The organism is Enterococcus sp. NBRC 3427 (assembly GCF_007996925.1).
Taxonomy (GTDB): Bacteria; Bacillota; Bacilli; order Lactobacillales; family Enterococcaceae; genus Enterococcus_B; species Enterococcus_B lactis.
This window is the reverse complement of sequence record NZ_BJLL01000014.1, coordinates 15,290-27,973: the sequence shown is the minus strand read 5'-3', so window position 1 is coordinate 27,973 and position 12,684 is coordinate 15,290. Positions and strand designations below refer to the sequence as shown.

Sequence of the window (12,684 nt, the reverse complement as noted above, 5' to 3'; positions counted from 1 at the left end):
TAAGGTTTATCTATGGTAAACTAATAGGGAGTTTTCGAGAAAAATTGAAAAATGAAAAAAAAGCAGTTATGATTACAAAGAAAGCAGGAGAAGATATGCTGAACAATGAGCAATTTGAAGAAAAAACAATCAGTCGCAAAGAAATCTATAGCGGAAAAATTATCGATGTTGCTGTAGATGAAGTTCGTTTACCAGACGGAGGAACTTCGAAGAGGGAACTGGTATTTCATCCTGGCGGTGTTGGGATCATTGCTTTTGATGAACTTGACCGCCTGCTCCTTGTCAAACAGTTTCGAAAGCCTTTAGAAAAAGTGATCTTGGAGATCCCAGCTGGAAAAATCGATCCAGGAGAAGGAAAAAATCCTGAAATGACTGCAGCCAGAGAATTAGAAGAAGAAACCGGCTATCGTGCGAAGTCGCTGAGCCATCTTACTTCGATGTATCTTTCACCAGGTTTTACAAATGAAGTCCTTCATATTTATCATGCACAAGGAGTAGAGAAGGTCGAGAATCCTTTAGCTCAAGATGAAGACGAAGTACTGGAGCTGTATCATCTAACTCTTGAAGAGGCACAACAAGCGATGAAAGATCAGTTGATTTGTGATGCAAAGACGATTTATGCGATTCAATACTGGGAATTATTGACCAAAGGAAAGTAGAGGGATCGGCTTATGGCCAAAGGACCGCTTATTACGCGAAGCGAACTTCGCAAGCGACAACAAGCACAAGCAAGCGAGTCATTAAAAAAACAGCGAAAAGCAGAAACAGCTTATCAGCAAGAAGAAAAAAAGATTGCCAGCTTTTATCGTAAAGAAAGCAAAAAGAATAAACCAATCACGAAAACAAGGATCAGTGAACGAGAAAAGACCACCAAATGGAACTCTTTTTTGATGAAATCTCTTATTATTGTTATCCTAATGTTATGTGTGGTTTTTTTAGCAATCGCATTTATATAGAAAGAAGGAATTAAAAAGATGAAAATCGGTATTATCGGCGCAATGGAAGAAGAAGTAAAAATTTTGAGAGAGAACCTAAGCGAACCATTATCATGGGAACGCGCAGGCGCTTTATTTATTTCAGGTTCATTAGGTAACCACGAAGTGATCGTCGTACGTTCCGGTATAGGAAAAGTCTTAGCATCTATTACCACAAGTCTGTTGATCCAACAATACGGCGTGAATATGGTGATCAATACAGGTTCAGCTGGCGGGATCGGTGAAGGCTTACAAGTAGGCGACATTGTTATATCAGACAAAGTAGCTTATTTTGATGCAGATGCAACAGGATTTGGCTACAAGCCAGGCCAATTACCAGGAATGCCTCTATATTATGAAGCAAGCTCATATTTGCGCAGTGAAATGGCTAAAGCAGCAAAAGCAACGGATTTGAATGCAAAAGAAGGATTGATCGTTACAGGCGATACATTTGTCGATTCTCCAGATAAAATCAAAGAAATCTTAACGAATTTCCCAGAAGCTTTAGCTTGTGAAATGGAAGGAGCCGCTGTTGGACAAACGGCCCGTCAGTTCAATATCCCATTTTTGATCGTACGTGCAATGAGTGACACAGCGGATCACTCGGCGACACAAAGCTTTGACGAATTTATCGAAGACGCAGGCAAGCGATCAGCAGAAATGGTGATCGAATTTGTCAAACATCTCGTATAAGGAGGACTAAGATGAACGCATTGATTTCGATTGACTATACCTATGATTTTGTTGCAGAGGATGGAAAGCTGACGACTGGTGCAGCAGGACAAGCAATTGAAAAAAAGCTGACTGCCCACACAAAAAAGTTTATGGAGCAAAAGGATTTTGTCGTTTTTGCCATTGATGCACATGATCCAAAAGATTCCTTCCATCCAGAGAACCGCTTATTTCCTCCGCATAATGTGATAGGAACGAGTGGACGGGAATTGTACGGCTCTTTAAAAAATCTGTACCAAGAGCATGAGCAGCAGGAAAATGTTTATTGGATAGACAAACGGCATTATTCCGCTTTTAGTGGAACAGATCTAGACATTCGTTTGCGAGAACGTCAAATCACAGATGTTTATTTGTCCGGCGTGTGTACAGATATTTGTGTGTTGCATACAGCAGTCGATGCGTATAATCTAGGATACAAACTCCATATTTTCAAAGATGCCGTGGCAAGTTTTGATCCTGTCGGACACGAATGGGCATTGAGACATTTTGAATCCGCGTTGGGTGCAGAGATCCTATAAAAAAACAAAACTTTTTTTAAAATAAAAATCAAAAAATAATAAAAGAAGAGCGTAAAACGAATCACATTGTTTTTTGCTCTTCTTTTATTTGTTATTTTTTATAAAACATATCATTTTCACTGTAATAAATCCCTTTATTATTAACAACTAAAGTTATATTTTTCTTTTTATAAAATATCACTTATTATAATTTTGTTTTTTATTGACAGCAAAAATAAATTAGGTAATACTTTAGGTAAACGCTTTCTAATTTATTTCAGGAGGGATGGACTTGATAAAAAAACGAATAAAATACAGTGCGCTAATGATGAATCTCCTCATGCTTAGTACCCCGGTTTTGACTTCTGTCGTTGAAGTTGCTGCTAACGAACAGACTGTGAACGAAGAAAATGCACACGTGAACAGCGAAGAAATGTCAATATTGGAGGAAGAATCAACGGCTAGTGAAGAGAAGGATGTGGAAGAAGGAAATGATCCTATGATAAAAGAATCAGAAAATGAAAAGACAGAAAAGCAATCTGATGAAGTTCCTGAAGAGTGGAAAGGGGTAGTTTTCGGAGAAAGCACAAGTGCCAGCAGATATGCGATTGAACCATTAGAAGACGGCGTGCGGCTCTCTTCCACGAATAACGGTGGGAAATTCCAGTCAAGCGGATCAGATGGAATGACCTATTATTATCAAGCCATTCCGAAAGATACCAATTTTAGGATGCGGGCGACGATTGAAATAGAATCTTGGACCTATACGAATGCTCAAGAAGGATTTGCTTTGATGGTGAGAGACACAGTGCCAAAAGATCATTTGTTTGGGCAAGCCTTTTATTCGAATTCATTTGCCATACTGGGCAGTCGGATCGAATATGTCTGGGACTCGGATAGACAAGAAGTGGTCAACACGAACGGCAGCAAATATACGATGCGACTTGGATTGGGGACACGGGCAATCACAGGAATATCATCTGAAGATCCTCAAGCCGCACCTGCTCCTGGGAGTGTCTCAGTGGAAACAACACCTTTAGAGACTTCAGCAGGGCTCTTAGAAAAAGAAGCAGGTTCTTATAATATATTCGGAAACGGTCATGGGAATCTGTTTCCGGCTACGGACTCGATTACTAAACTGGATGTAGAGATGAAAAAAACGAATACTGGTTTAGAGGCATATTATTACGATCCTGAAACAGGAGAAGAACTAGCTTCTGATATCATGTATGACTGGGAAAAGCTATATGCTTCCGATGAATCGGTTATCTATGCAGGATTTGCTGCAGCAAGGAATATGACGATCAAGGTAGAAGGAATCGAAGTGGCTTACTCAGATCCTGCGACAGATCCTCCTGGACAAGAAAGGCCCACTCGCTTGATTGATCCGATTTACACCGTGACCTCTAGTAATCATTCAGGAAACCAAGATCATACTATGTCCTTTAGAGCAAATGCTGACGGATTATTAACAATCAAAAATCAAGCAACAGGAGAGGTACTTGAGAACGCAAAAGACTTAGCGATCACTGCAAATCGGGAATTTGATTATCAGACAAAACTGATGGAAGGAACGAATGAATTTACTTTCAGTTTTACGCCAGATAAAAACTATCCGCCAGAAGAATACGTAGAGATGGCTAGTTATGAAACAAAAGAGATCCTGCATACAGTTGACTACCGTAAACCTAACTATTCGACAGTTTATGTAACACCGGAAGGGTCAGATACAGGAAACGGAAGCAGACAAAATCCGTTATCTCTGACGCAAGCATTGAGATACGCATATGCTGGGCAGACAATCGTCCTGGCTCCTGGAACTTATTCCTTTGAAAGAGGATTGACGATTCCAAAAGGAGTTAACGGGACAAGAGAAAACCCGATTCAATTGATTGCAGAGAAAAATCCAGAAAACGAGCGACCTGTACTTGATTTTAAAGGAACTGGAAATGGGATGACACTGTTCAGTCACTATTGGGTTTTACGTGGGTTTGACGTTACAAATAGTGCTGCTATGCAAAAAGGATTGCAGATTTCTGGAAACCATAATTTGATTGAAGAGATCCATGCTTATCGGAATGGAAATACAGGAATCCAAATCAGTGGTAGCTCAAATGATCCTTTCGAAGCATGGCCAGCGCATAACTTAGTCAAGAACTGTACATCTTTTGAAAATGCCGACCCGGGATTTGAAGATGCCGATGGATTTGCGGCCAAACTGACAATAGGAGAAGGAAATGTATTTGACGGTTGTATCGCTTATCATAATGCAGATGATGGTTGGGATCTTTTTGCTAAAAATGAAACAGGTTCGATCGGGAAAGTAGTCATCAAAAATTCAGTTGCTTATCGAAACGGTTGGGTACCGGGAGTTGAAGGAGAAGGGAACGGCAATGGATTCAAAATGGGCGGTTCCTCTTTATCGGGCCCTCATGAATTGATCAATAGTTTGTCTTTCGAAAATCTTGCGAAAGGAATCGATTCCAATAGCGGAACAGATATTATCGTCAATAGCAGTACAAGCTTCAACAATGGTTCCTATAATGTGGCTCTTTATACCTCTTCGGCAGGAAACACAGACTTCCATGCTTCTGGTATCTTATCTTTCCGAACAGAAAATCTTGAGATGAGAGAGCAGATCCGCCCATTGAATCAAAACGAAGATCAAATCTATCACTCGTTGAACTACTATTGGAATGAACGAGAAAAACAATCAGAAAATACTCTTGGACATACCGTATCAAAAGATTGGATCGAATCTCTAAATACACATTCGCAAGAAGGGCAGCAGCCTGTTACGCGCTATGCGAATGGAAGCATCCATGTCCATGGATTGATGCAAATCAAACCGGAGAATCGTCAAACAGAAAAGGGAAGAGTAGATGGTCTTCCACTATCTGTAGGTGCTACTTTTGACGGAGAAACCTCACCGTCTTCGGAGTATCCAGAATATGCAATCGTACAAGAACCAAATCAGACAAAACCAAACGAACAAAATAATCCAATCATTATCCAAGAGGCAAATGGTGTGACGGAGAATGCAGAAGGAAATATCATCGAACTGAAGCCTTTTACAGTATCTGCGTCAACATTCACACCAAATCAAGGAACGCCTGTCTTTGAAGATATGCGTTATTTACCAGAAAAGATCCAAATCGTTGAAACACAGTCAAGTGCTCAATTTTCTAATCATACCGCTATTTTTTCAGCACCCTCAAAAGGAGAATATACGCTAGAAGTCACTTATCGTTCGGAAATATTTGATGGCGAAAAATGGGTTGCTCATACAGAATCGGTTACCCAGCAAAAAGCGATCACAGTGCGAGAAGCTGTCAGTGTGCCACCAGGAACTGATGAACCAGAAGGGGAAAATCCAGGGAATGGATCGCCAAATGAAAAACCTTCTGATCCAGATGGGACAGCAAAAGAAAGGGAAAAAGATGGCGCTCAAGGACTTCCACAAACGGGAGAGTCTAATAGCCCGTTGTTAGCAGTAGCTGGAGGAATTTTGTTAATCGGTGTAGCTGCTTATGTCATGAAACAGCGAAAAAAATAAACGCACTATATCCTTTTGATAAGGTAGAACAATTAGTTGAGGAAAGTAAAAAAAGAAGGAAGTGAGACGTCGATTCGTTCCACTTCCTTCTATCATTTTTATAGATGAGATCCCACTTGCTATGTTTGTTTGGCTGTTCTTATTTCTTGATGTAGGACAGCTTTTTCACAACCTCTTACCAGATTCGCACTCTTTTTTCTGGCGCTAGATACATAGCATCTTGTTCCGTGACACCAAATGTTTCATAGAATTCGTCAAGGTTTTTGGGTTGCACATTTGCTCGTAGTTTAGCAGGAGCATGAACATCGATTTGCAGTAAAAGTTGTTGGTATTCTTTTTTTGCTTTTGTACGCCAAATCGTTGCCCAATTGACAAAGAATTCTTCGATAGAAAGATCTGATTCTGTTTTTGCTGCTTCCAATGCACAGCTTAGACCGCCTGCATCAGCAATATTTTCCGAAACAGTTAATTTTCCGTTCACTTTTCCGTCAGCAAAAGGCAGACCATCGAATTCTTCGATCATTGCTTGTGCTTTGTTTTGGAATTGTGCAAGATCTTCTTCTGTCCACCAATTGTTCAAGTTGCCATATTCATCAAACAAAGCGCCGTTATTATCAAATGCATGGGAAATCTCATGAGCGATAACAGCTCCGATTCCCCCGTAATTAGCAGAGCTTGATTGTTCTAGACTGTAAAATGGCGCTTGAAGGATGGCTGCCGGAAAGACGATCACATTCCGGAATGGATGATAATAAGCATTGACTGTATCAGCGCTCATTTCCCATTCTGAACGATCCACTGGTTTGTTCCATTTGCTGAAACGATCTTTTAATGTGAGTTTGCTGAAAGCAAGAGTGTTTGAAAGCAAAGTACCACCTTGATCTGCAGGCACTGTTTTGAATTGGTCGAATAGTGCTGGGATCTTATCGGGGTAACCGACTTGGATACCTAAGTTATTTAATTTTATGACGGCTTTTTCTTTTGTTGCATCCCCAAGCCAGTCATTTTCTTCTAGCCGTTTTTTATAAACGGCAATCATTTTTTTCACCATTTGCTCTACATCTTTTTTAGCAGCTTCGCCGAAATATTTTTTCCCGTAGTAATCACCAACGACTTGATCAAATTGACCAGAGGCAAGGTAATACGCTGCTTTTTTCTGAGGCATTGCTTCGTCTGTTCCAGACAATACGCGAGAATAGATTCCGCTGACTTGGCGGAATTCTTCTGATAGATACCCACTAAGAGAACGTACTGTTTTAATGATCATCCAGCTTTTGAATAATGGGAAATGAGCTTCTGTCAGGATGTCATTCAAATGATCAAAGTACACTGGATCAGTGACGATCACTTTATCTGGGGTTGTCCCAATCAAACCAGTGACAAGTTTTTTCAAGTCAAGTTTATCTGTGTATTGAATAAATGTGTCAAAAGATTGCGGATTATACATTTTGCTGTAATCTGCGTTTTCTTCTGCACTTTTTACATGAGGAGCAATCAATTTATCAAATTGCACTGCTTGTTCTGTGATTGCTTCTGCCTGACTTTTTTCTTTGCCAGCAAGCTCCAATAATTGAACCGCCATATCAAAGAAAACACCCATTAGTTGTGCACCGTTAGGATGTTCTGGTGCATAATACGTCTTATCTGGAAGAAATAAAGAAGGCGGATAAGCAAAGAAGGCATTCGTCTGTGCATTCTTCATATCAGCATCTACATCTAGATTAAATGGCAATGGTAGTGTATCCAACAACCATTCCGGGAATTGCTCATTCAATTCGTCGAAAGACTGCAATGATTCAACTTTCTCGATTACAGGCTGAAGTGGCTGAGCATGCAACTCATTTCTTCGGTCATAATCGTTTGCCAGTTGATAATAAGCAAGGAAATGTTTCATTTTTTCTGAAGATACTTTTTCTGGATGGGCAAGCAGATCGTCTGTTTCTCCCATCAAAAGTTGGTCGATCCCGTCAACTAAGTCTTGGAAACCGCCTGTAGCTGGTTTATCTGCAGGAATTTTTGCTGTTTTTTGCCATTCTTCATTGACTGCTTCATAGAAATCTTGTTTCAATCGTTCTTTGTTCATTCATCGATCGCTCCTTTTTTGTTTCGTGTGCCCATTATCTTACAAAATGAAGGAATTAACAAATAGAACATAAAAAAATTTGAAAATTCGGACAATCAAACTGATTTGTTTTTTTCAATCGTTCACTTATAATGAAAAAAAGGAGGCGATCCCAACTGAAACAAGTAGTGGACAAACCTTTCTATTTTAAAGTAGATAAAAAAATCAATAAATTAGCCAGCACCCAGCAACTACAGTCGAAAAAAAGCGAACGGCTTTTTTTAGCACTGATTTTTGAAGATCAAAGTTATGTGATCATCGATCAATCAGGACATCCGATAGAATATTCTCCAGCAGAATATACCTATCAAGAGGGCATTTCTCGTAGCCAATGGAGACTGCTCAATGAACCATCAATCGAGTTATCTCAATGGATCAACAGAAAAGAAGAGGTGCCTGTTTTGATCGAAGAAAAAAGGTCAGGAAAAGAACTCGCAAATTGTTGGGTGGGATTGCCAGAAGAACGTTTTTTAAGGTATAAGCAATGGGCTACTCCTTCAGGTTATCTTTGCGGGACTTATGCGGCGGCGGTTTTACTTGCCTACTATCAAGACTATCGTAAAGAGTGGATGCTTCCCCTAGAGATCCGCAAGAAAAACACGTCTAACTCGATGGCATTGACAAAGGCGTTGCGTAGCCAAATCCAACCACTAGGCCTTCCTACGATTCCTTTTCAAGTCAGTACAGGGATTTCTAATTTTTTAAAGAAGAATGGCAATCACGAGCGTGCACGAGCAACTCTTCTAGGTTCATGGCAGCGAGCCACAAAACGTATACGTGAAGGCAAGCCTGTGATGATTGGAATCCTGAAAGTACTTGGTAGTACTTACGGCAATCATTGGGTGACGGCGTATGCTTATTTTGAAACTGAAACAGGAGAACGTTATTACAAAGTACACGACAATTGGGGGGACTATCATAAAGTTATTCCTGCCAGTTGGAGTAATGGAACAGTTTCACTTCCTTAAGAATTTGCTGAAATTAACAGAAAATCTTGGAAAAATATGTTAAACTATCGAAGAATAGAGAAGTTTTGGGGAGGACTACATGAGTAATAAGTATCAGGATGACACGTTGAAGATTTTTAGTTTGAATGGGAATCGTCCATTAGCTGAAAAAATCGCGAAAGTGTTTGGAACAGAATTAGGTAAAAGCGTCGTGAAGCAATTTAGTGATGGGGAGATTTCCATCAATATTGAAGAAAGTATCCGTGGGGATCATGTGTACATCGTTCAATCAACGAATGCACCTGTCAATGACTACTACATGGAACTGCTGATTATGATTGATGCAATGAAGCGAGCAAGTGCGAAAACGATCAATGTCGTATTGCCTTACTATGGGTATGCTAGACAAGACCGCACGGCGAAACCTCATGAACCGATCACTGCAAAATTGATTGCTAACTTGATCGAAGAAGCAGGGGCAACTCGAGTACTGACTTTAGATCTGCACACGGTTCAAGTACAAGGATTCTTTGATATTCCTGTAGATAATTTATTTACGATGCCATTGTTTGCTCATTATTACCGTCAATTAGGTCTGACGGGAGATGACATCGTAGTTGTGTCGCCAAAAAACAGCGGCGTTCAGCGTGCACGTAGTCTTTCAGAATATTTGAACAGTACATTAGCCATCGTAGACCATGCAGATGATGCTTCAACGGAGGGTGGTTATGTGATTGGTGATGTTCAAGGAAAGACATGTATCATGGTAGATGATATCTTGAACACCGGAGCAACGCTTGCACGTGCAGCAAATGTATTAAAAGAAAACGGCGCAAAAGAAGTATATGCCTGTGCGTCACATGGATTATTGTCCGATCATGCGAAAAGCATTTTAGACAATGCACCAATCAAAGATATTTGTATCACTGATTCTGTTTTCACAGAAGAAAATCGTCATCCGGAAAACTTAACGATCGTTACATGCTCAGAATTAATGGGTGAAGCGGTCAAGCGCATCCATGAAAATACACCGATGAGTCCGTTATTCCGTCTGGAAGAAAAAGAATTCGAATAAGAAAAAAAGACGAAAAACGAGAAGATCAATTAGCAACGAGAAGAAAGACTGCACCTTATTTTGGGCAGTCTTTTTTTCGCTACACTAAGTGCCTTCTAGGTAAAAGTAATCTCTTCTTTGGTATGTTCGCTATTTTATGCTAGAATGTGCCTAGCGATAATTTGGAAGGGATGAATGAAGTGAAAACTATTTATTTGGATCATGCGGCAACTACCCCCATGCATCCGCAAGTAATTGAAGCGATGACGGCGATCATGCAAGAAACGTTTGGTAATCCTTCAAGCATACATGGGTTTGGCCGCCACGCGCATGAAAAATTGGAAACAGCAAGACAAATCATTGCAGATAGTCTGCAAGCAAAACCTCATGAGATCATCTTTAATAGTGGTGGAACAGAAGGGGATAATACAGCTATCTTAGAAACAGCGTTCTCGCGTCAAAAAGAAGGCAGACATCTAATCACTACAGCTATCGAACATCCTGCTGTTCTTAATACCATGAAATATTTAGAGACAAAGGGGTTTGACGTTACATATCTGCCTGTAGATGAAAAAGGGAATCTGTCGATCGAAGAGGTCAAAAAAGCGTTACGAGAAGATACGATCTTGGTCTCTGTGATGTATGGGAACAATGAAATCGGAAATTTGATGCCAATCAAAGAAATCGGTGAACTTTTAGCGGATCATCCAGCTTATTTCCATACAGATGCGGTACAAGCCTATGGAAACCAAACGATCCATCCAGAAGAATTAGGGATCGATTTATTAAGTATCTCTGCTCATAAAATCAATGGACCAAAAGGCGTCGGTTTCTTATATAAACGAGACGGAGTAAATATCCCTGCCTTGCTTTTAGGTGGCGAGCAGGAAGAAAAGCGACGTGCAGGTACAGAAAACTTAGCAGGAATCTGGGGAATGGCAAAAGCAGTTGAACTGCTGTCACCTGAAGAACGTGAAGCACGTAACAACAAATATCAAGGATTCCAACAATTGATTCTTGATACATTAGAAGCAAACGACATCCCTTATCAAGTAAATGGTGATTTAACGAATAAACTCCCTCATGTGTTGAATCTTCGCTTGATTGGCGAAGCAAATGATTTGCTACTGATGAAGCTTGATTTGAACGGAATCGCTATTTCTACTGGTTCGGCTTGTACAGCAGGGAACATCGAACCTTCTCACGTATTAGAAGCGATGTATGGAGAAGATACGCCGATACTAAAAGAATCCATTCGTATCAGCTTTGGATTGGGAAATACTGAAGAAGACATCCATTATTTCCTTGATCAATTAGTTCGTGCTGTCAAAAAATAACTAATAAAGTCATTCTGATGTGGATGGATGTCTGAGAGAACGCCTTCAATTTTTAGGGAACTTAACTGAAAAACCTAGTAAAAATCAGGATAAACTTTTATAATAAAGAGAAACTAATTTTATCGAGGTGAAAATCATGGCATTTGAAACAACAGCAACTGTACTTGGCGCACCGATCAGCTATCGTTTGCATCCTGATGCAAAAAGATATACATTGCGTGATAATGGGTTTACAGAAACAAACGGAGGCAATTATCAATTGATCCGACCATTAGATGCAACGCCGCAAAGCAAAGAAGGCTTCAAACTGAAAATCACTGTATCAAAAGATATCCAAACATTGAAAATGTCGATCACTACAGCAAACGGACTGAAAGCAGTCAATATTTTCAAAGATCCGAAACAGAAAATGAGTCAAGATAAATTCTATTTTTTGATGGATGGGATGATCAGCCGAGGGTTATTCGAAAAAGTCGAATAATCTGTGGATGTAAAAAGACAACTAGTTTTGAAACGGCCTAATCGTTAGATCTCTAACTTTGAAAGGACGACACAAAATAGTTGTCTTTTTTATTTTTTCTGCTGTAAATCAGACTCTCGTCCACTCATCAATTGATTTTCCATGTTCATCCACTATTTCCAACCAACTATTTGTTCCGGCAAAGTACAACAGCAAGCTTGCCTCATTCACACTTTTTACAATGATATCTTCGATCGTGGTTATACCTGAAATCTTGTCTTTATAATCATCTCGTAGCTTTTGCCCATATTTAGCAGCATAACCTAATGAGCCGTCTTTATTTAAAGGAGGATCTTTGACGAGCGTCGCGCCTGCTTTGATCAGCAATTCATTTCGTTTGATCCAGTAAAGCGTTGCTTGACTTCCCCTGAAATCGACGGTAAAAGGAATATCACTGACTTCTTTTGACCAGCGATGACGAGCTTTTGCTGGTTTTTTCTTCGTATCTTCAGCGGCAGATGGCATGGAAGAATCGATTGGATAACCAAATGTACTTAGTATAGCAGCAATCTTCTCTTGGTGTTCTGTCATTTTCTTTCTAGCAGTTTCAGGAATCGAAGTAAATGGTTCTTTGGCTATTGTAAGACCAGCTTTTTCTGCTTGTTCGGTGAGCATGTAGATCATATAATCGGCTTCTATATCCCAAGGAAGTTGGATCATGATGACGGTATCGATTGTTTCTGGTTGCACCGTTTTCCCAATTGCTGTACACACCTTTTGATTATAAAAGAGATAAAAAGCATTTTCTGGAAGCTTAGGTAGTTTGCGGCTGATCCAGATCGTACCTTGTGCCTGTTCAAGTACGATTTTGATTTCTTCAGGGGTAAGAGTGGTCTGAAAGTTGATTTTCATGACTGATGCCCTCCTAGTTTTTTCTTAGTTTAGCATGATTGCTGATTTTTTTCTGCTAATTTTACTTTTTTAACAAAACTGAAAATATATAAC

11 protein-coding genes are annotated in these 12,684 nt (G+C 39.9%); 9 read left to right on the top strand and 2 right to left on the bottom strand.

The window, feature by feature from the left end; all coding sequences use genetic code 11:
- Positions 1 to 95 precede the first annotated feature (95 nt).
- The 5 genes from ESP02_RS05100 to ESP02_RS05080 all read left to right on the top strand — a co-directional run bounded on the left by ESP02_RS05100 (position 96) and on the right by ESP02_RS05080 (position 5,759).
- The gene (locus ESP02_RS05100; RefSeq protein ID WP_025478541.1) at positions 96 to 659 is read left to right on the top strand and encodes an NUDIX hydrolase; all 564 of its coding nucleotides are present in this window, start codon (positions 96 to 98) and stop codon (positions 657 to 659) included.
- A gap of 12 nt (positions 660 to 671) precedes the next feature.
- On the top strand, positions 672 to 956 hold the full coding sequence (gene macP / locus ESP02_RS05095; RefSeq protein WP_002286760.1) for a cell wall synthase accessory phosphoprotein MacP: 285 nt from the start codon (positions 672 to 674) through the stop codon (positions 954 to 956).
- 18 nt (positions 957 to 974) lie between these two features.
- The gene (locus ESP02_RS05090) at positions 975 to 1,667 is read left to right on the top strand and encodes a 5'-methylthioadenosine/adenosylhomocysteine nucleosidase (protein ID WP_002374975.1); all 693 of its coding nucleotides are present in this window, start codon (positions 975 to 977) and stop codon (positions 1,665 to 1,667) included.
- Between the two features lie 11 nt (positions 1,668 to 1,678).
- Entirely contained in the window at positions 1,679 to 2,224 is a 546-nt protein-coding gene (locus tag ESP02_RS05085) for a cysteine hydrolase family protein (protein ID WP_002312047.1), read from the top strand.
- A gap of 265 nt (positions 2,225 to 2,489) precedes the next feature.
- Positions 2,490 to 5,759, top strand: coding sequence for an LPXTG cell wall anchor domain-containing protein (locus ESP02_RS05080; protein ID WP_080283892.1), 3,270 nt, complete (start codon positions 2,490 to 2,492; stop codon positions 5,757 to 5,759).
- A gap of 175 nt (positions 5,760 to 5,934) precedes the next feature.
- Here ESP02_RS05080 and ESP02_RS05075 read toward each other — a convergent pair whose 3' ends face one another.
- Positions 5,935 to 7,842: a M13 family metallopeptidase gene (locus tag ESP02_RS05075; protein ID WP_038398445.1), complete on the bottom strand. Its 1,908-nt coding sequence runs from the start codon at positions 7,840 to 7,842 to the stop codon at positions 5,935 to 5,937.
- Between the two features lie 131 nt (positions 7,843 to 7,973).
- On the opposite strand from ESP02_RS05075, the gene ESP02_RS05070 reads away from it, so the two are divergent.
- The 4 genes from ESP02_RS05070 (at position 7,974) to ESP02_RS05055 (ending at position 11,700) form a co-directional block, all read left to right on the top strand.
- Complete coding sequence (locus ESP02_RS05070; RefSeq protein ID WP_038398446.1) at positions 7,974 to 8,849, top strand: dihydrolipoamide dehydrogenase; 876 nt, start codon at positions 7,974 to 7,976, stop codon at positions 8,847 to 8,849.
- 79 nt (positions 8,850 to 8,928) lie between these two features.
- The gene (locus ESP02_RS05065) at positions 8,929 to 9,903 is read left to right on the top strand and encodes a ribose-phosphate diphosphokinase (RefSeq protein ID WP_002286741.1); all 975 of its coding nucleotides are present in this window, start codon (positions 8,929 to 8,931) and stop codon (positions 9,901 to 9,903) included.
- 170 nt (positions 9,904 to 10,073) lie between these two features.
- The gene (locus ESP02_RS05060; protein WP_002344559.1) at positions 10,074 to 11,219 is read left to right on the top strand and encodes a cysteine desulfurase family protein; all 1,146 of its coding nucleotides are present in this window, start codon (positions 10,074 to 10,076) and stop codon (positions 11,217 to 11,219) included.
- Between the two features lie 136 nt (positions 11,220 to 11,355).
- The gene (locus ESP02_RS05055) at positions 11,356 to 11,700 is read left to right on the top strand and encodes a DUF1831 domain-containing protein (RefSeq protein WP_002286736.1); all 345 of its coding nucleotides are present in this window, start codon (positions 11,356 to 11,358) and stop codon (positions 11,698 to 11,700) included.
- A gap of 108 nt (positions 11,701 to 11,808) precedes the next feature.
- Here ESP02_RS05055 and ESP02_RS05050 read toward each other — a convergent pair whose 3' ends face one another.
- Entirely contained in the window at positions 11,809 to 12,591 is a 783-nt protein-coding gene (locus ESP02_RS05050) for a hypothetical protein (RefSeq protein WP_002374983.1), read from the bottom strand.
- Between the last annotated feature and the right edge of the window lie 93 nt (positions 12,592 to 12,684).